Origin of the sequence: Streptomyces sp. NPDC050636 (assembly GCF_040654775.1) — a bacterium.
GTDB lineage: Bacteria > Actinomycetota > Actinomycetes > Streptomycetales > Streptomycetaceae > Streptomyces.
Map to the genome: position 1 here is coordinate 56,053 of NZ_JBFAIP010000008.1, position 26,140 is coordinate 82,192.

Genomic DNA, 26,140 nt, shown 5'->3' on the forward strand with positions numbered 1-26,140 from the left:
GTCCGGACCCGCGACCGTGACGGATGTCAGCGCCCGTGGCTCTGCCACGTCCGACGGCCCCCGAGACGAGGGCTCCTACGAGGGGGTAACCGTGACCGATACGCGTCAGCCGTATCCGCAGCAGCCGCACTCCCAGCCGCAGCCGCAACCCGAGCCGCAGGGCGGGCATCAGCCGTACCAGCCGCCCCAGGCGTACAGCACGCAGTCGGTGCGCAAACCGCGTACAGGGGCCCGTACGGCGCCGCGGACGCGCAAGGCCCGGCTGCGGGTGGCGCGTGCCGATCCGTGGTCGGTGATGAAGGTCAGCTTCCTGCTGTCCATCGCGCTGGGCATCTGCACGGTCGTGGCGGTCGCGGTGCTGTGGATGGTGATGAACGCGATGGGCGTCTTCTCCACGGTCGGCGGGACGATCAGCGAGGCGACCGGCTCCGGCGACGGCGGCGGCTTCGATCTGCAGTCGTTCCTCTCGCTGCCGCGGGTGCTGCTGTTCACCTCGATCATCTCGATCATCGATGTGGTGCTGGCGACGGCGCTGGCGACGCTCGGGGCCTTTATCTACAACCTGTCGGCGGGCTTTGTCGGCGGGGTGGAGCTGACCCTCGCCGAGGATGAGTGAGCCCTTGGCGGGAAGGGCGTCCGGGCGCCGGCGGAACCGATTTTGGGAACGCCTCTGAAGTGCGCTAATCTTTCGTTGCAGCGAGCGCGCGGCTATAGCTCAGACGGTTAGAGCGCTTCCCTGATAAGGAAGAGGCCCCAGGTTCAAGTCCTGGTAGCCGCACTGCACACATCGGCCCGGCCGGAGATTTCTCCGGCCGGGCCGATGCGTTGTGCGGGGGCGGAAGTCGGGGCGCGGACCAGGTCGTTGCTCAGTTCGGCCTAGATAACCGATCGGTATCGGCCGGTGTGTATCATCGGCCGACATAGGTCCCCTACGTCAACGAAAGACGAGGTCGCGCGGTGAAGAAGCTTCTCCTGGTCGCACTGGCCGCCATCGGCGGGCTCCTCGTGTACCGCCAGATCCAGGCGGATCGCGCCGAGCAGGATCTGTGGACGGAGGCGACCGACTCCGTGCCCGCAGGTTCGGGTGTGTGAGACCAAACGCACAGCATTTCGTACGGACCCCGGTTGCCGCCAGGTGACCGGGGTTTCGTGCGTCCGGGGGTGGGCTGGGCGGCGTGGGACGCTGCCGTGCGGGCCTGCGCCGGGGCGGCGGCTGTTGTTGCGGGACCGTGACGCCCGCTCTCTTGAATTTGCTATCGCACATCAATAGCTTGCAGAAGCAAAGCCGGTGTGTGTGGTGTGACTTGTGGGACGCGAGGGGGACGTGGGACATGACTCGACGATCACGCAGGGGGGCGGTGGCGTTGCTCGGCGGGCTGCTGGCTCTCGCTGCCGCACCGCTCCAGACAGCGCCGGTCGCGGCGGCAGCACCGGCGGCACCGGCCACTGACGGCACCGGGATGGTGATGGTGCTGGACTCCTCCGGCTCGATGGCCGAGGACGACGGCTCCGGCAGCACCCGGATCGCCTCCGCCCGCAAGGCAGTCGGCACCGTCGTCGACGCACTGCCCGCCGGCTACCCCACCGGCCTGCGGGTCTACGGCGCGGACAAGCGCAAGGGCTGCGACGACACCCGGCTCGCCCAGCCCGTCGCCGCCCTTGACCGGGCGGGCATCAAGAAGGCCGTCGAGGGGGTGACGCCCAAGGGCGACACCCCCATCGGGCTGTCGCTCCGCAAGGCGGCCGATGACCTTCCCAAGGCCGCCGGAGGTTCGATCGGCAAGCGCACGATCCTGCTGATCTCCGACGGCGAGGACAACTGCCAGGCGCCGCCGCCCTGCAAGGTCTCCGCCCAACTCGCCGCTTCCGGCGTCGATCTGCATATCGACGCCATCGGCTTCCAGGTGTCCGGCAAGGCCCGTGAGCAGCTGGAGTGCATTGCCAAGTCCGGCAACGGGCAGTACTACGACGCTCCTGATGCCAAGTCACTCGCCCGCCAGCTGCAACGGGCCGGCCAACTCTCCGCGGACGGCTACCGCTTCAAGGGCCAGAAGGTCCGCGGCACCCCCACCCAGAACAACGCCCCCGGCATCGCCCCGGGGCAGTATCTGGACAGCATCGGGCCCAACGAAGTGCGCTACTACGCCACCGACCTGGACGGGGCGTCGACGGCCGACTACTCGGCGACCGTGGTGCCGCAGCCCGGTGCGGCCGTCGACCATCTCGACGCCCTGCACACCGAGATCGCATACGGCGTCGGCAGCACCTGCGCGTCCACCACCGAGCTGTTCGGTCAGCGGGAGGGCGCGACGCCGCTCACCTCGGGCGTCAGCCGGATTCCCTCGCAGAGCGGCACCAGAGGCTGTGACAAGGCCGGCCGGTACTGGCTGGTGGTCGAACGCAAGGCCGCCAAAGGATCGGACGCCTCGCGCTGGCCGCTGGAGCTGATGTTTCACGTGGAACATCCGCTGGAGAAGGGCGTCACCCCGGCGCAGTCTTCGCCGGAGTACGGCGCGGGCGGCAAGGACGCCACGATGCCGGCCACCGCGCCCAAGGACGTCACCGGCGGAACAAGCTTCAACGACGCCCGCACGCTGACCCAGGGCGTATGGCGGGACACGGTCCTGCCGGCCCAGACCCTCTGGTACAAGGTGCCGGTCGGCTGGGGCCAGCAGCTGCGCTACGACGTGGAGTTCGCCAACGAGCCGACGATCAAGCACTACAGCGCGACCACGTCCATCGGGCGCACCCAGGTCTACACACCGTCCCGTGCCCCGGTGGGCAGCGGCACCGGCGAGTTCAGCCCGCAGGTCCCCTACAACGGGCGGCTGGCGTCGCTGCAGATGGGGACGGTGCCGGTTGCCTGGACCAACCGCTACGAGAGCGACCCCAATGTCGTGCCCGTGCACCACAAGGGCGACTTCTACATCGCGGTGACGCTGGGGGCCGAGGCGGCTGAGATCGCGGAGGATCCGCAGATCGGTGTGGTGCTGCGGGTCGCGGTGCTGGGCAAGGAGAAGGCCGGCCCCGAGGCGGGAGCGGCCGCCGTCAAGACCGATGATTCCCACGGTGAACCGGGCCCTTCCCCGGACGGTGCGCAGCACGGCGGTGGAGGATGGTCCACGGGGCGCGTGGTGGCGGTTGCCGTCGGCGGTGTAGGCGTCCTGCTGCTGGCCGGCCTCGCGGCGGCCTACGCGCGGGCCCGCAGGAAGCCGCAGCCTGGCGACGGGAATTCGGATCCGATGAGGGGTGGGTCGTGGTGACGGGGCGCACGACGAACAGAGGGCTCGCCGCGCTGGCGGCGCTCGCGCTGGTGACGCTGATGCCGGGGACGGTAGGCGTGGCCTCGGCCGACGACGTCCCCAGCTACCGGCCGGCGGACGGCGCCACGGCGATCAACGGCACCTCCAGCTCCGATGACGCGCCGCAGATCAAACCCGGGATGTACCGCGACACGATCAAGCGCGGTGAGCGGAAGTACTACGCGGTCTCCCTGGACGCCAGGACCAGTGCCTACTTCTCGGCGGTCGCCGCGCCCAAGCCCGGCACCAAGGTCGCGGCCTACGGCGACAAGCTCAAGATCAGCGTCCAGTACAGCGGTGACGCCACCTGCGGCTTGGAAGCATCGCCGTCCTTCCACGGCGGGGGTACGGCGTATCCCATCGCGGACTACGCCGGCCGCGTCATCGGCGACGGCAGCGCGGACTGCCAGAAGGCTGGGCCGTACTACCTCGTGATCAGCCGCGAGGGATCGGCGACCTCGGGACCCGACGCCTGGCCGGTCGAGCTGGGCTACATCGAAGAGCCCCCGCTCAAGGGCAGCACTCCCGCCAAGCCGGGCGAGGGCACCTGGAGCACCGCGACGCCGCCACCGCCTACGGACGCCACCAAGCGCAGCGCCAAGGGAGGCACCGGCTTCAACGACGCGGGCGCGATCGACACCGGCGTCTGGAAGGACTGGATCACGCCGGGCGAGACACGCTTCTACCGCGTGCCGGTGGACTGGGGACAGCGGCTCAATCTGAGCGCGGAGCTGCCGAACGCTTCGCCCGGGGCTTCCGGCCCTGTCTCCAACGCGCTCGGGCTGGGCGTCTACAACCCTGCGCGCGGCGCCGTCCGCGACAGCAAGTTCGTCCCGTACGGCGGGCAGCCGGCCGCCGCGAAGGAGTTCACCGCGCCCGTCGCGTACGGCAACCGTTTCCACTCGATCGACGCGGTCAAGGCGATGCGGTTCGCGGGCTGGTACTACCTTGAGGTCACGCTGAACGCCGATGCCGCGGAGTACTTCAGCACGGGCACGGAACTCACCCTCCGGGTGGATGTCCGCGGCGCCGCCAAGTCCGGGCCCGGCTACGCCGAGCAGACCAGCGTCTTCACGGTTACGCCCGAGGACCGGGAGATGGCGCGGAACGGCCAGACCGCCCAGGAGGCGGCGAAGAGCGACACCCTGATGACGGTGGCCTACGCCGGGATCGGCACGGGTGTGGTGCTGCTGACCGGTCTGGGGGCGTGGATGGTGGCGGCGCGGCGCAAGCCCGGGGCTCCCGGTGCCATGGGGCGCGTCCCCCAGCAGGATCAGCAACCGCTGTCCCAGGCATCTCAGCCCACCCTGCCGTCTCAGCAGGACCAGCAGACCCAGTTCAGGCCGCCACAGGGCTGGTAGCGGGTGCCGTGGGCTGCGGGCCCACCGGCCCGTCCCCAGGCCCGTCACGGCGCCTCAGGCGGCCGTCAGCGCCCAGACACCCACCGCGATGCACAGCAGCGCGACGATCAGTACCGGGACCGCCACCTTCGGGGGTGGTCCCGGCTTCTTGTACGGCGTGGCGGGCGCGGGCCGCGGCGCCGGTGCGGGAGCCATCGGAGCCATCGCAGCCGCCGGGGCCGGCTGCCCCGGTGCGCCGACCGGAGGCTGTCCCGGGACCGGGTGCGGCCCGGCCGTATAGGGGCGGGTGCCACCGGAATCCTGCTGGGGGGCGGCCGTCGGCTCGTACGCGTGCGCCGGGATCGGCGGAGGGGTGGCCGGAGCGGCCGGTATGCCGTGGCCTGGAGGTGTACTGCCGGGCATCGGTGGCGGGTTCGGCGTCGGCGGGGTGCTCGGCTGCTGCGGCACCGGGCCACTCCGCTCCGGCGGCGCGAGCTGGAAACTCCCGGTCTCCGACATGGACGCCGACGGCGCCGTCCCCGCCGCCGCGGCGGGCCCGGCAGGCGGGCTCGCCGTGCCCAGCGGCCCGTTCGGCCCGAACCCCTTCGGCAGCGGCCCGATGTGGTCGAAGACCTCGACGATCTCTTCCTCGATCGTCGCGTCCGGCAGCACCTCGGCCGCCGACAGGACCGCCTTGCGGGCCCCCGTGGCCGTCTTGAACCGCGACTCCGGATCCGGGTGCAGCAGCGAGGCCAGCACCTGCCACAGCGGTTCGGGAACGTCCTCGGGCGCGTTCGGGATGCCGTGCTCCGCGAAGTGCCGGACCAGCCCCTCGGCATCGGGCTTGGTGCCGGTGATCAGATACAGCGCGACCAGGCCGACCGCGAACAGGTCCGCGGGGAAGTCCGGTTCGGCGCCCAGCATCTGCTCGGGAGCGAAGTAACCGGGCGTTCCCACCACGTAGTTGGTCTCGGTCAGCCGCGGCTCGCCCTTGCGCATGGCGATGCCGAAGTCGGACAGCCGCAGATGCGGCCGGCCGGTGCCGGTGGCCTCCAGCAGGATGTTCGCCGGCTTGATGTCGCGGTGCACCACGCCCTCCGCGTGCACCGCGGTCAGCCCGGCCAGCAGCTGGTCCAGCAGCGTGCAGACGAACCGCGGCGGCAGCGGGCCGTAGTCGCCGGTCAGATGCGCCAGCGAGCCGCCGTTCACCAGATCCATGGTGAACAGCACCTTGTCGTCGTCCGCCGCCCAGCTCGCCGGGGCCAGCACATGCGGATGGTCGATGCGCAGCGCCTGTTCACGTACAAAGCGCAGCAGCGTGTGCGCATCGCTCTGTTGCAGCACCTTGGCAGCGACATAGCGGCGGCGCCGGTGGTCCCACGCACGCCAGACGGCGCCCACACCGCCCCGTCCGATCGGGTCGACCAGTTCATACCGACCGGCGAAGATCTCACCCATTGCGCCCCGTCCGCCTTCTGAACTCCGCAAGCTCCGCTGTGGTTGTCGCCGCTAACCCTGGTGCGCTTCGTAGTGGGCGACCGCGTCCCCGGTGCGCCCGGCACCGTAGACCCGCAGAAACTCTGCCAGTTCAGGGTGAGTGGGGGCGAGGGTGTTCGCCGCATCGATGATGTCGCCCGCGTCCGAGACCGAGCGCAGCAGCGACTGGATCTCCCGCACCACGCGCCGCACCGTGGTCGCCCCCGTCGACGACGTCTGCTGCGCGGTGTTGTTCAGCACCGAGCCGCCGGCCGTCTTCTTGATCTCTTCCATCCGCTCGGTGGCCTCGGCGGCGCTGACACTGCCGTCGGCGACCTGGCCGGCGAGTTCCTGCAGTGCCTGGACCCGCTGCACCACGGCCGGGTTGCCTATCTTTGCGCGCTGCCCGCTCATCAGCTGGGACAGCATCGGTGCGGACAGCCCGAGTACGGAGGCGAGCCGGGCCTGGTTGAGGCCGAGATCGTCTATGAGACGGCGGAACAGCGCGCCCAGAGGCTCCCCGTACCAACTGCGCTGCAGCTCCCGGGCCCGCGCGGTGGCTTCCTGCTGTGCTGCGTCCATGCCGTCTCCCCAGTCTCCCCGATCGCGCTTCGCTGCCGCGAATCTCGCGAAGCATCCTACGGAGAGCGACCCTGCGCGGCGATACCCGGTCGGGAAAGCGGCCGGGCACCGGGTACCCTGGTCCGCGAAGGGGCCTTAGCTCAGTTGGTAGAGCGCTGTCTTTGCATGGCAGATGTCAGGGGTTCGACTCCCCTAGGCTCCACCCATCAAATGCCTTCCGGCCTGTGAAACCGCAGGTCAGGAGGCATTTTTCGTGGCGTCAGCAGGGAGGCCCGCGCCGGGTGGACGCCCCGTGTCACCGGCGCAGGCGCAGTCGCTGTCCCGGGTAGATACGGTCCGGGCCCTCATCGAGTTTGTCCTTGTTCCGTTCGTACAGGGCACGGGTTCCGCCGCGGATGTCGGTGCGTTCCGCGATGACGGAGAGACAATCTCCCGGCTGTACGACGTAAGCGCGGGCGGTGGTGCCCAATCTGTGGTGGGTGCGGTGCGGGGGCGCGGTGGACCCTGACGTGCGCCGGTGGGCGGCGCTGCGGGCCTCATCGGCGTTGTCGTCGGCACTGTCCCTGTTGCTGTTGCTGTTGCTGTTGCTGTTTCTGGAGCTGGTGGCTCCGTGGTGCCCGCAATGGGGCCACGGGGCCAGGCCGCGGTGCCGGACGATGCGCTCGCCCACGGCGATCTGTTGTGCCCGTGTGGCAAGGTCCGGGCGAAGGGCATAGCGGTGGCCGCCGTAGGCCCGCCACGTGGAGGGGTGAATCTGCAGGCCGCCGTAGTAGCCGTTACCGGTGTTGATGTGCCACCGGCCGCTGCTCTCACAGGCCGCGATCTTCCGCCAGTTGGTTCCCCCTGGGGGCGGTGCCGCGGTGGCTGCCACGGCACTCTGGCCGGCGAGGCCGAGGCCGCCCAGCAGTACCAGCACCATGGACAGAATCGCTTCGACGGACCGCTTGGCGTGACGTGACGACATGACGGAACTCCTCCGCTGTGCCTGGCAGCGCCGTGACACGGTGTGCGCCACGACCAGTGCGCACGGACCAAGTAACTCGCTAATATGCTTTTTCGCATGCCCGGAATGCCGGATGTGGGCGTGTTTCACCCGCGCGGTCGCACGGCTCTGACGGGGCGTCTGCTCTCCGGCCGGAAGGCGCGGAAGGTGTGTACGGGCGGGGTGCCTCGCGGTCGTGCACCCGTATGCGGCGGATATCGCCTATCTGCCCGGGAGCCCGACGGGCCGTGCCCGCCGCCCCAGTTGGGGACGGCGGGCACGGCCCGTCGCTGTGGTTCCTGGTGTCAGGCGGTGTTGCCCCTGCCGCGCTCCTCGGCTTCGGTCTCCGCCTGCTTTGCCTGGACCTCGGGGTCGAGGGAGGCGCCCTCGCTGCCGTCGACCGCGCTGAGGTGGCCGTGTTCACTGACCTCCGTAGGAGCCGGCGGCTCGACCAGCCAGTCCGGGTTGGCCTGCTTGTCCCACCACTTCCAGGCCGCGATGGCGCCGCCCACCAGGATGCCGACCACTGCGGCCCGGGTGGCGATCTTGCGTCGTCGGGCCCGGCGGCCGTGCTTCTTGACGAGCTTCTCGATCTCGGCGGCCGTCACATGGCCGCGCAGCGCGGCCAGCGCGGCGCTCCCGCGCGCGATCGCCTCGTCGCGGACCGGCTCGGCGGCGGCGCGCGCGCTGCCCACGGCGTGCTCCAGCCGCGGCGCCGTGTACTCGGCGGCGTGTCGGGCGGCCTCACGGGTGCGGCAGGCGGCCCGGTGCGCCGCGGCGTCCACCTTGGGCGGCAGCGCGCCACGCGCGTGCTCGATGCGCGGTTGCACGTGGGCGCCGTACTGGGAACGGGCCTGGTGCGCGGCCTCGGCCAACTTGGGGGCCGCGCGGGTACGGGCTTCATGAGCGAAGTGCACGGCGGCTTCCTTGGCCGTACCGGCATACGGAGCCACCACCTCCGCGGCGTGCCGCACGCTGTCCTTGGCCGTACCGGTCGCGGCGCGCACGCTGTCCTTGCGGGTCACGGGATCCTCCTCCTCGGTGGCATGTCCGGGGCTCGGGGGCTTGGTCCCCCATGTCTGAAGTGTCGCCTGTCCACCCGTTTGGAGATCATGCCTGCTCATGCCTCGTACGGCATGTGTGAGCGGGCATCCGGGTCATTGGGGACGTTCCGGAGCCTTGTGACGACAATGCCACGGTTTGCGGCCCGCCGCCCCGGTTCCATTCGGGTCTGGTCGGGCGACGTCAGAAAACAGGCGCGAAGCTCATTGAGGGGTGGTGGTCGGGCGACGGCAGAAAACACGCGCGAAGCTCGTTGAGGGGTGGTGGTCGGGCGACGGCAGAAAACACGCGCGAAGCTCGTTGAGGGGTGGTGGTCGGGCGACGGGTGGGCCTGTCCATGCGAGGATCAGGAACCGTCAGCGAAGACTTATGGAAGGTAGAACGTGGCTGAGCAGCTCTACGCCACCCTGAAGACCAACCAGGGCGACATCGAGATTCGGCTCCTGCCGAACCATGCACCGAAGACGGTCAAGAACTTCGTCGAGCTCGCCAAGGGCGAGCGGGAGTGGACCCACCCGGCGACCGGCAAGAAGTCCACCGACAAGCTGTACGACGGAACGGTCTTCCACCGCGTCATCAGCGGTTTCATGCTCCAGGGCGGCGACCCGCTGGGCAACGGCACCGGCGGTCCGGGCTATGAGTTCGCGGACGAGTTCCACCCGGACCTGTCCTTCAACAAGCCGTACCTGCTGGCCATGGCGAACGCCGGTCCGGGCACCAACGGCTCGCAGTTCTTCATCACCGTCGCGCCGACCGCGTGGCTGACCGGCAAGCACACCATCTTCGGTGAGGTCACCAACGACGCCGGCAAGAAGGTCGTCGACGCCATCGGTAACACCCAGACCAACCCGCGCACCGACCGTCCGGTCCAGGACGTCGTCATCGAGACGGTGGTCATCGAGACCCGCGAGGGCTAGGTCGCATCTTGCCCTTGGCGCGCTCCGAGGGAACCATTACGCCCCGCTCGGTCGTACACCGGGCGGGGCGGTGTGTTGTGCCCAGACGGAGAAGAGGACGAGGGACCGATGGACCAGGTGCCAGGCAGCCCGCAGGAGCCGAGAGACACGCACGGCGACGATGCCCTGCCGGGCTGCTACCGCCATGCGGACCGCTCGACCGGCGTCCGCTGCACCCGATGTGAGCAGCCGATCTGCCCGGAGTGCATGGTCAGCGCCTCGGTCGGCTTCCAATGCCCGGAGTGCGTACGCAGCGGCAATGGCCGTTCGGCGCAGGCGACGGCGCCGCGGACGATAGCGGGCGGCACGATCGCCAGTGATCCGCGGCTGGTCACGATGATCCTGCTGGGCATCAATGTGGCGGTCTTCATCGCGGCGCAGCTGGCGGACGGCCGGCTGGTCGTCGATCTCTTCCTGTACGGCGGCAACGTCGCGTACGGCGAGTGGTACCGCCTGCTGACCGCGATGTTCCTGCACCAGCAGATTCCGCATATCGCGTTCAACATGCTGTCGCTGTGGTGGCTGGGGCCGCCGCTGGAGGCTGCGCTCGGCCGGGTCCGGTTCCTCGCGCTGTACATGCTCGCCGGCCTCGGCGGCAGCGCCCTGTCGTATCTGCTCGCCGCGCCCGATCAGCCCTCGCTCGGCGCCTCCGGCGCGATCTTCGGCCTGCTGGGCGCGACCGCCGTGCTGCTGCGCCGGCTCCAGTACGACATGAAGCCGGTGCTGATCCTGCTCGGCCTCAACCTGGTCTTCACGTTCCTGTGGCCGAATATCGCCTGGCAGGCCCATGTGGGTGGTCTGGTGGTGGGCGCCGCGGTGGCGTTCGGGATGGTGCATGCGCCGCGCGACCGCCGTACGCCGGTGCAGATCGCGACCTGTGTGGTGGCGCTGCTGGCGATCGTCGCGGTGGTGTGGGTACGGACCCTCCAGCTGGTGGGCTGAGGGGCCCGTACCGCATCCAGGGGGTTGTCCCCCGTCAAGTTGTCCACAGTGCGTGGCGGATCTTGTGCATGCTGTGCGGAACATCCGTTCCGGATCGCCCTGACCTGCATTTCCCCAGTACGGGGAGGGGAGACGGGGGCCGGCGGCGGGTGCCGCCGATCACACCGGCGTCAACCTCCGGAGGGTTATCCACAGATCTTCTGAAGTTTTCCCCGGCTGTGGATAACCGTGTGGATGGTCTTGGGCAGGGCTTGCGCTACTTCCACTGGGTGGATACGCCGAAGCCCACCGCGATGAAGCCGAAGCCGCACACGATGTTCCAGTTGCCCATGGACTTGATCGGGAGATCGCCCTCCGACACATAGAAAAGCACGATCCAGGCGAGCCCGATCAGGAACATTGCCAGCATCAGCGGCGCGACCCAACCGCGGCCTGAACTCATCTTCAGACTGGTGGTCTTCGCCGGTGGCGGCGTGAAGTCGTCCTTTTTGCGGATCCGTGACTTCGGCACGAGGAACTCTCCTGTCGATGCGCTGCTCCCCCACTCTCGACTTCGCTTGAGCGGGCTGTGCCCCCAACCGCGCGGGGGCCGTACGGGATGGGAGCCGGGTGGGGAACCGGCGGGGATCGGATCCTCGCCCGGGCGTCCGTTAGCGTAGTGCTTCCGCGGCGTCGTAAGGAGTAAGGGTACGTTGAGCAATTCCGCTGACTCCGCCGGCCGCCCCACCCGCCCCCGCCTGCGGCCGGTACGGCTTCTCACACTTGCTGTCTTCGCGCTCGCCGGGCTGTTGTTCTGGGTGAGCTTCGAGACCGCGCGCGGTACGAACCTGCGCTCGGACGATTCGATGCTACGGCTCTCCGACCTCATCCAGGAGCGCAGCCACAAGAACGGCGCGCACGACGAGAGCAACGCCGCGCTGCGGGAGGAGGTCGACGCGCTCGCGCAGCGCGACAACGGCAGCTCCAAGGCTGAGGACGCCAAGCTCAAGGCGCTGGAGGAGAGCGCCGGCACCAAGAAGCTGGCCGGCCAGGGTGTGACGGTGACCCTCACCGACGCTCCGCCGAACGCCACCGCCAAGATCCCCGGCGTGCCCGAGCCGCAGCCCAACGACCTGGTCATCCACCAGCAGGACCTCCAGGCCGTGGTGAACGCCCTGTGGCAGGGCGGCGCCAAAGGGATCAAGGTCATGGACCAGCGGCTGATCTCCACCAGCGCGGTGCGCTGCGTCGGTAACACCCTGATCCTCCAGGGCCGGGTCTACTCGCCGCCGTACAAGGTCACCGCCGTCGGCGACCGCGACGCGTTGAACCGGGCGCTGACCGCCTCCCCCGCCATCCAGAACTATCAGCAGTATGTGAACGCCTACGGCCTGGGCTGGAAAGTCGACCAGCACGAGGCGGTGACTCTGCCCGGCTACTCCGGCACAGTGGATCTCCACTACGCACAGCCTGTGAAGCCGTAGCCCGCGTGCCGCGGGGCGGCGGGGAGGGGCGGGGCCGGATGACGGTGCGGTGGATCGTGCGGACGTTCAGCGAAATCTGCGTCACCCTCGGCACGCTGATCGTCCTCTTCGTCGTCTACCTGCTCTTCTGGACCGGCGTACGGGCCGACAGCGCAATGGACGGCGAGATCGGCGAGCTGCAGGACCAGTGGGCGGCGGGGCCGGTCACCACGCCCGACTCGGCATCCGCGCCCACCCGCGCCAAGCGGCCCCGCCCCTACGAAGCGGGCAAGTCCTTCGCCGTCATGTACATCCCGCGCTTCGGAGCGGACTGGGCGAAGCCCGTCTTGGAAAGCACCGGCACCGACGTACTCAAGCGGGGCCTCGGCCACTACGACCGCACCGCCCGGCTCGGCGAGATCGGCAACTTCTCCGTCGCCGGGCACCGCCGCACCTACGGCGACCCCTTCAAGGACTTTCCGCGGCTGCGCCCCGGCGACGCGGTGGTGCTGACCGACGGCGCGACGTGGTTCACCTATCGCATCGGCAACCGGCCCTATACGACGCTGCCCGGCGACATCGGGGTGATCGATCCCGTGCCGCGGAAATCCGGCTTCAACGGGCCAGGGCGCTATCTCACGCTGACGACCTGCGAGCCGGAGTGGGGGCACAGTCACCGGCTGATCGCCTGGGCACACCTGGATTCCACCCAACCCGTGGCACGCGGAAGGCCGTCGGCTTTGCCCGGCTGACCCACCAGCCACCGCCCTCGCCCCTTAGTCTGGTGTGGCAATCGACATCATCATCGGCATCGGCAAGGGGACAGCGAGCGCATGTACGGCTGGATCTGGCGGCATCTGCCGGGCAACGCATGGGTGAAGGCGCTGATTTCACTGATGCTGGTGCTGGCGGTCGTCTTCGTGCTTTTCCAGTACGTCTTTCCGTGGGCGGAGCCGCTGCTCCCCTTCAATGACGTCACGGTCGATGAAGGGATGGCAGCCATCCGATGAGCGCACGGATTCTCGTCGTCGACAATTACGACAGCTTTGTCTTCAACCTCGTCCAGTACCTCTACCAACTGGGTGCCGAATGCGAGGTGCTGCGCAATGACGAGGTCGCGCTGAGCCATGCACAGGACGGCTTCGACGGTGTGCTGCTGTCGCCGGGGCCCGGCACGCCCGAACAGGCCGGCGTCTGCGTCGACATGGTCAGGCACTGCGCGGCCACCGGCGTCCCGGTGTTCGGCGTCTGCCTGGGCATGCAGTCGATGGCGGTCGCCTACGGCGGTGTGGTCGACCGCGCGCCCGAGCTGCTGCACGGCAAGACCTCGCTGGTGACGCACGAGGGCGCCGGTGTCTTCGCCGGTCTGCCCTCGCCCTTCACCGCGACCCGCTACCACTCGCTCGCCGCCGAACCCGCCACCGTCCCGGCCGAGCTCGAGGTCACGGCCCGCACGCACGACGGCATCATCATGGGTCTGCGGCACCGCGAACTCCCGGTGGAGGGCGTGCAGTTCCACCCTGAGTCGGTGCTGACGGAGTGGGGGCACAAGATGCTGGCCAACTGGCTGGTGGAGTGCGGCGATGCGGGAGCCGTGGAGCGCTCGACGGGGCTTGCCCCGGTGGTCGGCAAGGCCGGCGCGTGACCGCCCTGCGCCCAGAGCGTGAAGGGAGGTCCCACGATCCGTACGAGCCACGGCACGGATCCGAGCAGCAGCACGAGCACGGGCCACAGGGGGACCAGGAGCAGCGGGGGTACGAGCCGGATCCGTACGGTCATCCCGACGCGTTCGAGACGGCCGTCGGGCAGCTCGACGACCCGCTGAACGATCCGCTGCCGGGCCAGGCGGCACCGACGCCGGCGCCCGAGCCGGCGCCCGAGGCGTACAAGCAACCCGCCCAGCCCGCTCAGGAGGCCGGAACGCAGGGATCACCCTGGTTCCGGCCGCATCATCAAGGGGAACGGCCCGCCCAGCCGGAGCCGCCGGCCACGCCCGAGCCGCAGTCCTACGAGCCCGCACCGGCCGCGTACGACGACGTGTACGGCGGCCTGGGCTACGGCTCCGCGCATGAGCCCTACACCCCGGCGGCCGAACCGATACCCGACCTCTTCGCCGCCCCGGAGACCCCGGCCCCTCCGGCCGCTCCCGAGCCACGGCTGGACGAAGAGACCATGGCGCTGCGCCAGGCCGAGGAGCCCGGCGCGAAAGGCGACGGGGACGCTGTTTCACGTGAAACCGGCGTGGTTTCACGTGAAACCGACGCAGCGCCGGCGCCCGGCGGTCGAGCGGCCCGGCGCAAGGCCGCACAGGAGGCCGCCAAGCGGGGCGGCAGACGCGGGAGGCACAGTGGTGCGGCCGTCGCGGCCACCGCGGCCGCGTCCGCTGCCTCAGCCGCTTCCGCCGACGAGAAGCCGGCCGCCCCCCTCTCCCGGCTGGAGGCCCGGCGGGCCGAGCGAGCCGCCAAGGACAGCCCCAGCCTGATCGCCAGCCGCGCGGTGGGTGAGGCGTTCATCACCCTCGGCGTACTGATGCTGCTGTTCGTCACCTACCAGCTGTGGTGGACGAATGTGCTGGCCCAGGAGGAGGCGGGCGGCGCTGCCAACACCCTCCAGCACGAGTGGGACAAGGGCGGCGAAGAGAAGAAGAACCTCGCGGCCGGCGAGCGATTCGCGATCATGTATATCCCGAAGCTGGATGTGAAGGCCCCCGTCGCCGAGGGCATCGACAAGCATGCGGTGCTGGACCTCGGCATGGTCGGTCACTACGACAAGAGCAGCGGGAACAAGACCGCCATGCCCTGGGACAAGAAGGGCAACTTCGCGGTGGCGGGCCATCGCAACACCCACGGCGAACCGTTCCGCTATGTCAACAGGCTTATCAAGGGCGACAAGATCATCGTCGAGACGCAGCGCTCGTACTACACGTACGAGATGGAGAGCATCCTCCCGCAGACGTCGCCCAGCAATACCGGCGTGATCGGCCCCGTCCCGCCCGGCTCGGGATTCACCGGCCCGGGGCGTTACATCACGCTGACGACCTGCACCCCGGAGTTCACCAGTACCTATCGGATGATCGTCTGGGGCAAGATGGTCGACGAGCGGCCGCGGAGCAAGGGCAAGCCGGATGCGCTCGTCAGCTGAGCGGATGTAAGAGGGGTATGACGCGGTGACTGCCACGGGACACGACGAGGACACCGACCGGTCCGCGCCGTCACCGAAACCGCGCCGAGCGCGGGGGATGATTGCCTCCGTCGTCAGCGTCATCGGCGAGCTGCTGATCACGGCCGGGCTGATCCTGGGCCTGTTCGTCGTCTACTCGCTGTGGTGGACCAACGTCCTCGCCGACCGCGAGGCGCACAAGCAGGGCGACGAGGTGCGCAAGCACTGGGCGGCCGACCCCGGCCCCAAGGGCCCCGGCGCGCTGGACACCAAGGACGGCATCGGCTTTCTGCACGTACCGGCGATGAAGACCGGCGAGGTGCTGGTCGAGAAGGGCACCGACGCCGAGGTCCTCAACGAGGGCGTGGCGGGCTACTACACCAAGCCTGTGAAGTCGGAGCTGCCGAAGGACAAGAAGGGCAACTTCACCCTCGCCGCGCATCGCGACGGGCACGGCGCGCGGTTCCACAACATCGACAAGATCAAGACAGGCGACCCGATCGTCTTCGAGACCAAGGACACCTGGTACGTCTACAAGGTCTTCTCGATGCTGACCGAGACCTCGAAGTACAACGTGGATGTCCTCAACGACGTCCCGAAGGAGTCCGGCAAGCGCAAGGCGGGCCGCTACATCACCCTGACGACCTGCACCCCGGTCTACACCTCGAACTACCGCTACGTCGTCTGGGGCGAACTGGAACGCACGGAAAAGGTCGATGCGGACCGCACGCCCCCGATGGAACTCCGCTAGGCCCCTCATACATGACGGAGCCCCGGCCGCCCTCCAAGGGCTGCCCGGGCTCCGTCATGGGCCTCACAGGCGCTGCAACGGACCGCTAGCCGCCCCACCCGCCGCCGAAGATCCCGCCGCCGTCATCGCCACCGTTGCCGCCGTTGCCGTTGCCGCCGACGGTGGTCAGCGTCACGGTCGTGGTGCTCGGGTCGGACGGCGTCGGCGCCACCGGATCCTGGCTGATCACCTGCGCGTTCTCGTCCTGCGAACTGCCGGGGGCGAACTGGATGTTCTTGAAGCCGGCAGCCTCCAGATCCTTCTTGGCGTCCTTCACCGACTTGCCGACGACGCTCGGAACCGGCGTCTGAGCAGCAGCCTTGCCGACCGTCAGGGTGACGGTCGAGCCGTTCTTGACCTCGGTCTGGGGCGTTGGGTTCTGCGTGATGACCTTGCCGACCTGGTTCGGGTCGGGCACGTCCTGCTCCTGCTTCGCCACCGTCAGGCCGAGACCCTCCAGCTGAGTCTTCGCCGCGTTGAAGTCCTGCCCGACGACGTTCGGGACCGGCGTCTTCGGGCTCTCCTTGGCGATGGACAGCGTGATCGTGGTGCCCTTGGGCTTCTTGGCGCCCCGCTTCGGGTCCTGTTCGGCGACGGTGCCGGACTCCCGTTCCGAGACCACGTTCTTGGTCTCGACCTTGAAGCCCCTGGCCCTCAGCTCCGACCGCGCCTCTTCCTCGGGCAGGCCGATGACGCTGGGAACCGAGATCCGCACCGGGCCCGTGCACAGCGTGACGGTGACCGTGTCGTTCTTGTCGATCTCCGTGTTGGCCTTCGGGTCCTGCTCGGTGACCTGGCCCTTCTTGACGTTGTCGCAGGCCTTGCTGGAGCCCTCGACGACCTTGAAGCTGCCGTTCCGCCCGGCGGCCTCGGCTTCGTCCAGTTTCTTGCCGATGAGATTCGCCACCGGCACCTTGCCAGCGTCGGTCCCGCCCTTGAACATCGCCTTGCCGATGAAGATCGCGCCGACCAGGACGAGGATGCCCGCGAGCACGAGCAGGATCGTCGAGGTGTGGCCCTTCTTCTGGCCGCCGCCGCGGCGCCGGTCGGCCCGCTCGTCGTAGCCGTAGCCACCGTCGTCCGGGTTCATCGGCGGCAGCATCGAGGTCTGGCCCGCCGGGTCCTGAGGACGCAGCATCGTGGTCGGCTGGTCCTGGTCGTAGCCCGCCGCGCCCATGGCCGACGTGGCGGCGACCGGCTGGCCGTCCAGCGCGGCCTCGATGTCGGCCCGCATCTCGTCTGCCGACTGATAGCGGTAGTCCGGGTCCTTGACCAGCGCCTTCAGGACGATGGCGTCCATCTCGGGCGTGATCTCGGGGTCGAAGTTGCTGGGCTTCTGCGGCTCCTCGCGGACATGCTGATACGCCACCGCGACCGGCGAGTCACCGACGAACGGCGGCCGTACGGTGAGGAGCTCGTAGAGCAGACAGCCGGTGGAGTACAGGTCGGAGCGGGCGTCGACCTGCTCGCCCTTGGCCTGTTCGGGCGAGAGGTACTGTGCGGTACCGATGACCGCCGCGGTCTGCGTCATGGTCATCCCGGAGTCGCCCATCGCCCGGGCGATGCCGAAGTCCATGACCTTGACCTGGCCGCTGCGCGTCAGCATGACGTTCGCCGGCTTGATGTCGCGGTGCACGATGCCGGCCCGGTGCGAGTACTCCAGCGCCTGGAGCACACCGGTGGTCATCTCCAGGGAGCGCTCGGGCAGCAGCTTCCGACCGGAGTGCAGCAGCTCACGCAGCGTGGAGCCGTCGACGTACTCCATGACGATGTACGGGATCGAGACCCCGTCCACATAGTCCTCGCCGGTGTCGTAGACCGCGACGATCGACGGATGGTTCAGCGAGGCGGCCGACTGGGCCTCACGGCGGAACCGGGCCTGGAAGGACGGGTCACGGGCGAGGTCCACCCGGAGCGTCTTCACAGCTACGGTGCGGCCCAGGCGGGTGTCATGGGCGAGGTAGACCTCCGCCATGCCACCGCGGCCGAGCACCGAGCCCAGCTCGTACCGGCCGCCGAGGCGACGCGGCTCTTCCATAAGCTTCTCCAGCCCTCTCCGTCAGTCCCGACCGCACCGGTGTGTGGTCCGGCGGTGTGCTGTTCGGGCATACGGTACCCGGCACGCCGCACCGGGCCGGGCCGCTCCCGCAACCTGATATCCGACCGGTATGGGTACGGCCCGGGTCACTTGTCGCCTGCGAGTACCGCCTCCATGACGTCCTTCGCGATGGGAGCGGAGAGCTGACCACCGGCGATGTCGTCGCGGAGTGTGTCGGATCCCTCAATGACGACGGCCACCGCGACGGGGGTGCCCTGAGCGGTCTTCGCGTAGGAGATGAACCAGGCGTAGGGGTTGTCCTTGTTGTTCTCGCCGTGCTGCGCCGTACCGGTCTTACCGCCGACTGTGACGCCCGAGATCTGGGCCCTGGTTCCCGTGCCGCTCTTGACCACGGTCTCCATAATGTCCTGGATCTTCTGGGCGTTCTCCGGCGTGAGCGGCTGGCTCATCTTCTGCGGAGTGTGCTGCTGGACGACGTTGAGGTTCGGCGCTTCCAGCTTCTCGACCATGTAGGGCTTCATCAGCTTGCCGCCGTTGGCGACCGCCGAGGCGACCATGGCCATCTGCAGCGGCGTGGCACGGTTGGACGCCTGCCCGATACCGGCCATCGCGTTCTGCGGCCGGTTGTCCTTGGGGAAGATGCTCTCGGCGGCCCGCACCGGGGTGTCGATCTCCGGGTTGTTGAAGCCGAACTTCTCCGCCGTGTCCATCATCTGCTTGTTGCCGAGATCGGCGCTGATCTTGCCGAAGACGGTGTTGCAGGACACCCGCAGCGCCTCGCGGAGGCTGGCGTCCTTGCACGGGATGTTGCCCTCGTTCTTCAGCTCGACGCCGGAGGTGTCGGGAAGCGTGTAGGGCAGCGGCGATTTCGTCTTGGCGTCGACGTCGTCGTAGAGGCCGTTCTCCAGCGCCGCCGCGGCCGTGACGACCTTGAAGGTGGAGCCGGGCGGGTAGGTCTGGCGCAGCGCCCGGTTGAGCATCGGCTCATCGGGGTTGTTCTTCTTCTGCAGCCCGTTGTACGCCTCGGCGTCCTTGTTGCTCATCCCGGCGAAGGTGGACGGGTCGTACGACGGGGTGCTGGCCAGCGCCAGGATCGCGCCGGTCTCCGGGTTGATCGCGGCGACCGCGCCCTTCTTGTCGCCGAGCCCCTCGAAGGCGGCCTTCTGCGCCTTCGCGTCGAGGGTGGTCACGACATTGCCGCCGGCCTGCTTGCCGCCGGTGAGCATGTCCACGGTGCGGCTGAAGAAGAGCTTGTCGTCGGTCCCGGAGAGGATGCCGTCGTTGAGCTTCTCCAGCTGGTTGGCGTCGAAGGCCTGTGAGGCGTAGCCGGTGACCGGCGCCCACATCTTGCCGTTCTTGTACGTGCGCTTGAACTTGAAGTCGCCGGAGTCGGTGGTCGTGGAGCCGGTGACCGGTTTGCCGTCGACGATGATGTTGCCGCGCGGCGTGCTGTAGCGCTCGATGGCGACCCGGCGGTTGTGCGCGTCGTTCTTGAGTTCGTCGGCCTGGACGAACTGGATCCAGTTGACGCGGACGAGCAGGGCGAGGATCAGCAGGCCGCAGAAGATCGCGACCCGGCGCAGGGGCTTGTTCACGGGCGAACCACCTGGGTCATCTCGGCGTCGGTGGACGGGGCGGGGGCCGGCGCGGGCCGCCGCGCGGTGTCGCTGATGCGCAGCAGAATTCCGACGAGCGCCCAGTTGGCGATCACGGACGAGCCGCCCTGGGCCAGGAACGGCATCGTCATGCCGGTCAGCGGGATCAGCCCCGTCACACCGCCGGCGACGACGAAGACCTGCAGCGCGAAGGCGCCGGACAGGCCGATCGCCAGCAGCTTGCCGAACGGGTCACGGGCGGCCAGCGCCGTACGGATACCGCGCTCGATCAGCAGGCCGTACAGCAGCAGGATGCCCATCAGCCCGGCGAGGCCGATCTCCTCGCCGACGGTGGAGAGGATGTAGTCGCTCTTGGGGGCGATGCCGCCGATGAGCCGGGAGTAGCCCTGGCCCAGGCCGGAGCCGATGATGCCGCCGGAGCCGAAGGAGTACATGGCCTGGGCGGTCTCGGTGACGCCGCCGTTGGAGGCCAGCTCCAGCGGGTTGAGCCAGTTGTGGACGCGGGTCTGCACATGGGACTCGAAGGTGGCCACGGCGACCGCGCCGCCCGCGCTGAGCAGCAGGCCGAAGACGATCCAGCTGGTGCGCTCGGTGGCGACGTACAGCATGATCACGAAGAGGCCGAAGAAGAGCAGCGAGGTGCCCAGGTCGGTCTCGAAGACCAGGATCATCAGGCTGAGCGCCCAGATGACGAGGATGGGGCCGAGGTCACGCCCACGCGGGAGGTACAGGCCCATGAAGCGGCGGCTGGCCAGGGCCAGCGCGTCCCGCTTCACCATCAGGTAGCCGGCGAAGAAGATCGCGATGATGATCTTCGCGAACTCGCCGGGCTGCAGCGAGCCGACACCGGGGATGGTGATCCAGATGCGCGCGCCGAACCGGGCCGGGAAGAAGATCGGCGCGATCAGCAGGACCAGCGCGACGACCATGGAGATGTAGGTGTAGCGCTGCAGGACGCGGTGGTCCTTCAGGAAGATCAGTACGGCCAGGAAGAGCGCGACACCCAGCGTGGACCACATCAGCTGGCCCGGCGCCATCGCGCCGCCCAGCTGCGGGGTGGTGATCTGCGGCTCCTGGTCCAGACGCCAGATGAAGACCAGGCCCAAGCCGTTGAGCAGGGTGGCGATGGGCAGCATCAGCGGGTCGGCGTACGGCGCCCACTTGCGGACGACGAGGTGGGCCACGCCGGCCAGCAGCCCCAGGCCGAGCGCGTAGCCGAGGACGCCGGCCGGGACCGAGTGGTCTTTCGCCAGTCCGACGTTGATGTACGCGAACACCGGGATCAGCACCGCGAAGACGAGCATCGCCAGCTCGGTGTTGCGGCGGCTCGGGGCTCCGATGGTGCCGATGGTGGTGGTGTTGGTGGTGCTGCTCATGAGATGTCCGGCCCCCTACGCCCTCACTGCTGGGTGCTGCAATTCTTTTCCAGCTTCAGCTGCTCCTCCGAGGGGGCCTGGCTGGGGGTGGGTGTGGGAGTCGCGGACGGGCTCGCGGCGAGCGTGCCGACGGTCGCGGAGGTGCTCGGCTTGGTGCTGGGCTTGGCGCTCGGCGTGCCGGGCTTGGCGCTGGGCGTCCCGGTCGTCCCGCCGGCCTGGCCCTCGCCCTTCTCCCGCGCGGCGTCGCGCTCGGCGGCCTCCCGCTGCTCCTTGCTGCGGCAGGCGCCGGCCTGCCTGCTGAGCTCGGTGACCTTCTCGCTCGCCTGGCTGCGGCTGTCGACCGCGATCGTCTCCTTGACCTGGTTGCGCTGGTACAGCGGCAGGTACTTGAGTTCGATCTCGGGGTGGTCCTCGTCGACATCGTTGAGCGTGATCCACGCCAGGTCCTGGCTGATGCCCCGGTAGAGCGCGACGTGGTTGTCCTTGGCGCCGACGAAGTACTGCGTCTGCGTCCACTGGTGGCCGGCGTACAGGCCGCCGCCGACGACACCCAGCACGAGGGCGATGAGCAGCGACCGCTTGAGCCACTTCCCGCGCCGCTTGGGCTTGAGGAAGTCCTCGTCGGTGAACGCGCCGAACGATCCCTGCGGCGGCCCGCCGACGTCCGGACCGCCGCTTCCGGGCGGCCCGAAGGCGCCTCCGGGCGGTGCGGGCGGTCCGTCCCGGCGGCCGAGTTCGGCGGCGCGGGCGGCCGGCGTCTGCAGGGTGCTGGGGTCGCTGAGCTGGTTCTGGTTCTCGGCGACGGCGCCCACGATGACCGGGGTGTCGTTGAGCTGGGCGGTCATCGTGTCATTGCCGTCCACGTCCAGGACGTCGGCGACGATGCAGGTGATGTTGTCCGGCCCGCCGCCGCGCAGCGCGAGCTGGATCATCTCCTGGATGGTCTCGTGCGGCCCGTGGTAGCTGGCGAGGGTCTCTTCCAGCGTCTGGTGGCTGACGACTCCGGACAGTCCGTCCGAGCAGATCAGATACCGGTCGCCGGCTCGCACCTCGCGGATCGAGAGATCCGGCTCGACATGATCACCGCTGCCCAGCGCCCGCATCAGCAGCGAACGCTGCGGGTGGGTGGTGGCTTCTTCCTCGGTGATCCGGCCCTCGTCGACGAGGCGCTGCACCCAGGTGTGGTCCTGCGTGATCTGCGTCAGCACGCCGTCCCGCAGCAGGTAGGCGCGCGAGTCGCCGACGTGCACGAGGCCGAGCCGCTGGCCGGTCCACAGCAGGGCGGTGAGCGTGGTGCCCATGCCTTCGAGCTGGGCGTCCTCCTCGACCATGACGCGCAGCTGATCATTGGCGCGCTGCACGGCCGTACCGAGGGAGGTGAGGATGTCGGAGCCGGGCACATCGTCGTCGAGCTGGACGAGGCTGGAGATCACCTCCGAGCTGGCGACCTCACCGGCGGCCTGGCCGCCCATGCCGTCCGCGACGGCGAGGAGGCGGGGACCGGCGTAGCCGGAGTCCTCGTTGCCTTCCCGGATCATGCCCTTGTGCGATCCGGCGGCGAAGCGCAGTGACAGGCTCATGCGCACCTCACCCGTCGGCTCGGGGTACATCCGCACGGTGCCCACCCTCCGGTCGGGAGCGCGCTGGGGTCCGCCGAGTGGACCGCCGCGGCTCGCTCGCTCCGCTCGCTCATAGTCGTACTACTTCCGCAGCTCGATGACGGTCTTGCCGATGCGGATCGGGGCTCCCAGCGGAATCGGTGTCGGGGTCGTCAGTCGGGTCCGGTCAAGATACGTGCCATTGGTGGAACCGAGGTCCTCGACGATCCACTGGCCGTCACGGTCCGGGTAGATCCTGGCATGCCTGCTGGACGCGTAGTCGTCGTCCAGCACGATCGTGGAATCGTGCGCACGGCCCAGGGAGATGGTCTGGCCTTGGAGGGCGACCGTAGTACCGGTCAGCGTGCCTTCGGAAACCACCAGCTTGGTGGGTGCACCGCGACGCTGGCGGTTGCTGCCGCGGCCGCTGTCCTGGCGGCGCTGCTGCTGCTGCGGCGGCGCGGCCTGGCGCTGCGTACGCGCCTCCTGCGCGCCGCGCCGGGCGGCGCCACGTTGCGTGACACGCGTGCCGAACAGATCGCTGCGGATGACCTGGACGGCCACGATGACGAACAGCCACAGTACGGCGAGGAAACCCAACCGCATGACCGTGAGGGTCAGCTCTGACATTGCCCCCGCTTCACCCTTCGGCTTGCCGGTAAACGATGGTGGTACTGCCCACGACAATTCGTGAGCCGTCGCGGAGATTAGCGCGAGTGGTGTGCTGCCCGTCCACCACGATGCCGTTCGTGGAGCCCAGATCCTGGACCGTGGGGGGCGTTCCGACCCGGATCTCACAATGCCGCCGCGAGACACCCGGGTCGTCGATCCGTACGTCCGCGTCGGTGCTGCGGCCCAGCACGAGGGTGGGGCGCGAGATCTGGTGGCGGGTGCCGTTGATCTCGATCCAGCGCCTCGTCTGCGCGTAGGGCTGCGGTCCCGCACTCGGCGGAGCGGCACGGGGTACGGGCTGTGCGGCGCCGGGGGGCGGGGACGCAGGCATGGGGGGCGGGCCCACGTGGCCGCCGCCGTGCTGACCGCCACGGGGCGCCATGGAGGCGCGCGCCGCGGCCGCCTGGCCCGGCTGCTCCTGGGACGTGCTGGAGGCGAGGGTGCGGCTGCGGACGCGGTACAGGCCGGTGTCGAGATCGTCGGCCTTCTCCAGGTGCACCTTGATCGGGCCCATGAAGGTGTAGCGCTGCTGCTTGGCGTAGTCGCGGACCATGCCGGAGAGCTCGTCGCCGAGCTGCCCGCTGTACGGGCTGAGCCGCTCGTAGTCGGGGGCGCTCAGCTCGACGATGAAGTCGTTGGGGACGACCGTCCGGTCGCGGTTCCAGATGGTCGCGTTGTTGTCGCACTCGCGCTGCAGCGCGCCGGCGATCTCAACGGGCTGCACCTCGGACTTGAACACCTTGGCGAAGGTGCCGTTGACGAGACCTTCGAGACGCTGCTCGAAACGCTTCAGTACTCCCACGGGGCACCTCCTTCCTCAGTCTTCGTCGGGGTCGGCCTGATACTGCTTACTGATCGTATCCACGCGTCGGGAAAACAGCTGGTTCCCCTTTCCCGCCTGGAGGACGAGTGTCGCCCCTCACAAGGTTGCCCGGTGCTGACGTCTCCTTGCCCACTGCTTGTGCACTGCGATCGTAGATGTGCCCCGGAGACAGTGTCCCGCAACCGCCGACCTCTCCGACCGGGTGGGGGGCCGGAGCCCTTCTGGCCGTGCCTGGGTCCGGGGATCCTCGCTGGCGGCCCGCGCCCCCCATGGCGGACACCGTGAGTGTGAACCCTCTCCGGGGCACCTGGCTAACGCCCGACGAGCGGCGGCCGGCCGCCGCGAGGTGCCCGCAGGGCGGGGACCGGGGGAAAGGCGTGTGAAGGCACCCTCGACACCGTGCTAATCTTCTGGATGTCGGCAGGCGCTCGCACAAGACCCGGACGGAACAGCCCGGATCATGTGAGAGAATCCATCGGCAACACCCATGCGCGGGTGGCGGAATAGGCAGACGCGCTGGATTCAGGTTCCAGTGCCCGAAAGGGCGTGGGGGTTCAACTCCCCCCTCGCGCACTGAGGAGCACCATAGGTGCTTCTGAGTAACGACGAAAAGGTCCTCACCGAAATTTCGGTGAGGGCCTTTTCGCTTTGGTCCTAATTCGATCCCTATTTCAATCCCCCGGGCAGGCCGGGCAATTGCGTACGGACTGCGCCGCATCCGGCAGGGCTCCGCTTCGTCCGGATGCCGCCGCCGGCAAGAGAAAGAACCGCTCCATTCGACCCAAAAGTCTTCTTCTAGAGCGCCAGACCACCAGAGCGATCGGAGCGATCGGAGCTCTCTCCGGAGTGCCGGTCCGAGCGGCTGCGGAATTCATGACCGTGTGCGGTGTCCGCAGTGCCCGTTCAGGTAATGGCGCCTGTTCAGGTAGTGGAGCAGTGGCTGCTCTTTCCGGGACTGGTAAATCGGACGGGGCGTGCCCCTCAGGGCGGCCCAGGGCGGCCAGGCGCAGCCGAGGGTGAGTCCTACGTCACATCTGGGGCCCGCGTCCGGGACCGTATCCGGAACGGCTTTCGGGGCCGCGTCGGCCACTGGGGGAGGGGAAAGGGCGCGGGCCCGGGGGTGTTGGGTACGGGGCTGAGCGCCTCGTGATCCCGGTGCCCCCGGGGAGCGCATCGTGCTGGTGCTGGTGCTGCTGGTGCTGCGGTGCGTTGCAGGTGGTGCGGGAGCTATGGCGTCAGGCGGCGAGGCGCTCGGCGAGGGCCTTGGCCTTGGCCGTCGCGTCCTCGTGGGCCTTGTCGCGGGAGGCCTCGAACTTCGGGATGAGCTCGGACATCGCCGGGTTGGCGGGGGCCATGGTGAGCTCGGGGACGATGAAGTCGACATCGAGGCCGAAACTCTCGCCCAGAACGGCCTGGAGGTAGTTCTGGACGTACTCGAAGCCCTCGCGGGGAGTGCCCGGCGCGTACGAGCCGCCGCGGCTGGCGACGACGGTGACGGGGGTGCCCTTGGCGGACGGCTCGGGGCCGACCGTGCGGCCCATGATGATCACCTGGTCGAGCCATGCCTTGAGCGTCGAGGGGATCGTGAAGTTGTACATCGGGGCGCCTATGACGATCGCGTCGGCCTGCTCCACCTCCTCGGCGAGCTTGACGCGCAGCGCGAAGGCGGCCTGCTGCTCGGGGGTGTGCGTGGTGGGGTCGGAGAAGCCGGCGGAGGCGGCGACGCCGTCGAGGTGCGGCAGTGGGTCGGCGGCGAGGTCGCGGTAGATGACGGTGCCGTCGGGGTGCTGCTCCTCCCAGGCCTTGCGGAAGGCCGCGGTCACCGAGCGGGAGGCGGAGCCGCCCTCGGGGAAGACGGAGGTGTCGAGGTGCAGAAGCGTGGCCATGGGGATCGGTCCTTCGGTTCGCGGCCGGACGGTGCCCGGTGCGCTGGTTGAATTCCGTACGTCACTATTAATAACAC

The 26,140-nt window shown here is 69.1% G+C and carries 24 protein-coding genes and 3 tRNA genes; 15 read left to right on the plus strand and 12 right to left on the minus strand.

The features are described from left to right. Positions 1 to 16 precede the first annotated feature (16 nt). The 5 genes from AB0I10_RS10680 (at position 17) to AB0I10_RS10700 (ending at position 4,663) form a co-directional block, all read left to right on the plus strand. Positions 17 to 616 (plus strand): DUF3566 domain-containing protein, encoded by a 600-nt coding sequence (locus tag AB0I10_RS10680; RefSeq protein WP_363152013.1) that lies wholly within the window; start codon positions 17 to 19, stop codon positions 614 to 616. A gap of 88 nt (positions 617 to 704) precedes the next feature. Continuing rightward, a tRNA-Ile gene (locus AB0I10_RS10685) sits at positions 705 to 778 on the plus strand. Between the two features lie 179 nt (positions 779 to 957). After that, positions 958 to 1,092 carry a DLW-39 family protein gene (locus AB0I10_RS10690; protein ID WP_003958712.1) on the plus strand — a complete coding sequence of 45 codons (135 nt, stop codon included), beginning with the start codon at positions 958 to 960 and terminating at the stop codon, positions 1,090 to 1,092. 239 nt (positions 1,093 to 1,331) lie between these two features. Then, a complete protein-coding gene (locus AB0I10_RS10695; RefSeq protein WP_363152014.1) occupies positions 1,332 to 3,263 on the plus strand; it encodes a VWA domain-containing protein in 1,932 nt (643 codons plus the stop codon). After that, positions 3,257 to 4,663 carry a hypothetical protein gene (locus AB0I10_RS10700; protein WP_363152015.1) on the plus strand — a complete coding sequence of 469 codons (1,407 nt, stop codon included), beginning with the start codon at positions 3,257 to 3,259 and terminating at the stop codon, positions 4,661 to 4,663. The genes AB0I10_RS10695 and AB0I10_RS10700 overlap by 7 nt, the downstream gene beginning before the upstream one ends. A gap of 54 nt (positions 4,664 to 4,717) precedes the next feature. On the opposite strand, the gene AB0I10_RS10705 is transcribed toward AB0I10_RS10700, so the two are convergent. Both AB0I10_RS10705 and AB0I10_RS10710 read right to left on the minus strand, forming a co-directional pair. Then, complete coding sequence (locus AB0I10_RS10705; RefSeq protein ID WP_363152016.1) at positions 4,718 to 6,100, minus strand: serine/threonine-protein kinase; 1,383 nt, start codon at positions 6,098 to 6,100, stop codon at positions 4,718 to 4,720. A gap of 51 nt (positions 6,101 to 6,151) precedes the next feature. Further along, positions 6,152 to 6,700, minus strand: coding sequence for a DNA-binding protein (locus tag AB0I10_RS10710; protein ID WP_363152017.1), 549 nt, complete (start codon positions 6,698 to 6,700; stop codon positions 6,152 to 6,154). Positions 6,701 to 6,829: 129 nt separating this feature from the next. Here AB0I10_RS10710 and AB0I10_RS10715 point away from each other — a divergent pair. Continuing rightward, positions 6,830 to 6,902, plus strand: a tRNA-Ala gene (locus AB0I10_RS10715). 93 nt (positions 6,903 to 6,995) lie between these two features. Here AB0I10_RS10715 and AB0I10_RS10720 read toward each other — a convergent pair. Both AB0I10_RS10720 and AB0I10_RS10725 read right to left on the minus strand, forming a co-directional pair. Next, complete coding sequence (locus AB0I10_RS10720) at positions 6,996 to 7,664, minus strand: transglycosylase family protein (RefSeq protein WP_363152018.1); 669 nt, start codon at positions 7,662 to 7,664, stop codon at positions 6,996 to 6,998. Between the two features lie 323 nt (positions 7,665 to 7,987). Continuing rightward, positions 7,988 to 8,707 carry a DUF5324 family protein gene (locus AB0I10_RS10725; RefSeq protein ID WP_363152019.1) on the minus strand — a complete coding sequence of 240 codons (720 nt, stop codon included), beginning with the start codon at positions 8,705 to 8,707 and terminating at the stop codon, positions 7,988 to 7,990. A gap of 420 nt (positions 8,708 to 9,127) precedes the next feature. On the opposite strand from AB0I10_RS10725, the gene AB0I10_RS10730 reads away from it, so the two are divergent. Then, entirely contained in the window at positions 9,128 to 9,661 is a 534-nt protein-coding gene (locus tag AB0I10_RS10730; RefSeq protein WP_363152020.1) for a peptidylprolyl isomerase, read from the plus strand. A 108-nt stretch (positions 9,662 to 9,769) separates the two neighbouring features. After that, positions 9,770 to 10,642, plus strand: a complete 873-nt coding sequence (locus AB0I10_RS10735) for a rhomboid family intramembrane serine protease (RefSeq protein WP_363152021.1) — start codon at positions 9,770 to 9,772, stop codon at positions 10,640 to 10,642. 256 nt (positions 10,643 to 10,898) lie between these two features. Here AB0I10_RS10735 and crgA read toward each other — a convergent pair whose 3' ends face one another. Then, complete coding sequence (gene crgA, locus AB0I10_RS10740; protein ID WP_363152022.1) at positions 10,899 to 11,153, minus strand: cell division protein CrgA; 255 nt, start codon at positions 11,151 to 11,153, stop codon at positions 10,899 to 10,901. 181 nt (positions 11,154 to 11,334) lie between these two features. Between crgA and AB0I10_RS10745 the strand changes: the two genes are divergently transcribed. The 6 genes from AB0I10_RS10745 (at position 11,335) to AB0I10_RS10770 (ending at position 15,994) form a co-directional block, all read left to right on the plus strand. Continuing rightward, positions 11,335 to 12,105: a DUF881 domain-containing protein gene (locus tag AB0I10_RS10745; protein WP_363152023.1), complete on the plus strand. Its 771-nt coding sequence runs from the start codon at positions 11,335 to 11,337 to the stop codon at positions 12,103 to 12,105. A 38-nt stretch (positions 12,106 to 12,143) separates the two neighbouring features. Next, complete coding sequence (locus AB0I10_RS10750; protein ID WP_363152024.1) at positions 12,144 to 12,836, plus strand: class E sortase; 693 nt, start codon at positions 12,144 to 12,146, stop codon at positions 12,834 to 12,836. Between the two features lie 81 nt (positions 12,837 to 12,917). Next, positions 12,918 to 13,094, plus strand: coding sequence for a hypothetical protein (locus tag AB0I10_RS10755; RefSeq protein ID WP_363152025.1), 177 nt, complete (start codon positions 12,918 to 12,920; stop codon positions 13,092 to 13,094). Continuing rightward, entirely contained in the window at positions 13,091 to 13,729 is a 639-nt protein-coding gene (locus tag AB0I10_RS10760) for an aminodeoxychorismate/anthranilate synthase component II (protein WP_363152026.1), read from the plus strand. The genes AB0I10_RS10755 and AB0I10_RS10760 overlap by 4 nt, the downstream gene beginning before the upstream one ends. Further along, entirely contained in the window at positions 13,726 to 15,225 is a 1,500-nt protein-coding gene (locus AB0I10_RS10765) for a class E sortase (RefSeq protein WP_363152027.1), read from the plus strand. Before AB0I10_RS10760 ends, AB0I10_RS10765 begins: the two co-directional genes overlap by 4 nt. 25 nt (positions 15,226 to 15,250) lie before the next feature. Then, positions 15,251 to 15,994 carry a class E sortase gene (locus tag AB0I10_RS10770; protein ID WP_363152028.1) on the plus strand — a complete coding sequence of 248 codons (744 nt, stop codon included), beginning with the start codon at positions 15,251 to 15,253 and terminating at the stop codon, positions 15,992 to 15,994. Positions 15,995 to 16,079: 85 nt separating this feature from the next. Here AB0I10_RS10770 and pknB read toward each other — a convergent pair whose 3' ends face one another. The 6 genes from pknB to AB0I10_RS10800 form a co-directional block, all read right to left on the minus strand. Beyond that, positions 16,080 to 18,071 (minus strand): Stk1 family PASTA domain-containing Ser/Thr kinase, encoded by a 1,992-nt coding sequence (gene pknB, locus AB0I10_RS10775; RefSeq protein ID WP_363152029.1) that lies wholly within the window; start codon positions 18,069 to 18,071, stop codon positions 16,080 to 16,082. 146 nt (positions 18,072 to 18,217) lie between these two features. Next, positions 18,218 to 19,687 (minus strand): penicillin-binding transpeptidase domain-containing protein, encoded by a 1,470-nt coding sequence (locus AB0I10_RS10780; protein ID WP_363152030.1) that lies wholly within the window; start codon positions 19,685 to 19,687, stop codon positions 18,218 to 18,220. Then, positions 19,684 to 21,084: an FtsW/RodA/SpoVE family cell cycle protein gene (locus AB0I10_RS10785; RefSeq protein WP_363152031.1), complete on the minus strand. Its 1,401-nt coding sequence runs from the start codon at positions 21,082 to 21,084 to the stop codon at positions 19,684 to 19,686. The genes AB0I10_RS10780 and AB0I10_RS10785 overlap by 4 nt, the downstream gene beginning before the upstream one ends. A 23-nt stretch (positions 21,085 to 21,107) precedes the next feature. Further along, complete coding sequence (locus AB0I10_RS10790; protein ID WP_363152122.1) at positions 21,108 to 22,664, minus strand: protein phosphatase 2C domain-containing protein; 1,557 nt, start codon at positions 22,662 to 22,664, stop codon at positions 21,108 to 21,110. A 120-nt stretch (positions 22,665 to 22,784) separates the two neighbouring features. Continuing rightward, entirely contained in the window at positions 22,785 to 23,312 is a 528-nt protein-coding gene (locus AB0I10_RS10795) for an FHA domain-containing protein (RefSeq protein ID WP_363152032.1), read from the minus strand. Positions 23,313 to 23,322: 10 nt separating this feature from the next. After that, positions 23,323 to 24,156 (minus strand): DUF3662 and FHA domain-containing protein, encoded by an 834-nt coding sequence (locus AB0I10_RS10800; RefSeq protein WP_363152033.1) that lies wholly within the window; start codon positions 24,154 to 24,156, stop codon positions 23,323 to 23,325. A gap of 510 nt (positions 24,157 to 24,666) precedes the next feature. Between AB0I10_RS10800 and AB0I10_RS10805 the strand changes: the two genes are divergently transcribed. Next, positions 24,667 to 24,750 (plus strand) — tRNA-Leu (locus AB0I10_RS10805). Between the two features lie 662 nt (positions 24,751 to 25,412). Here the strand turns inward: AB0I10_RS10805 and AB0I10_RS10810 are convergent. Continuing rightward, entirely contained in the window at positions 25,413 to 26,063 is a 651-nt protein-coding gene (locus AB0I10_RS10810; RefSeq protein WP_363152034.1) for an NAD(P)H-dependent oxidoreductase, read from the minus strand. Positions 26,064 to 26,140 lie beyond the last annotated feature (77 nt).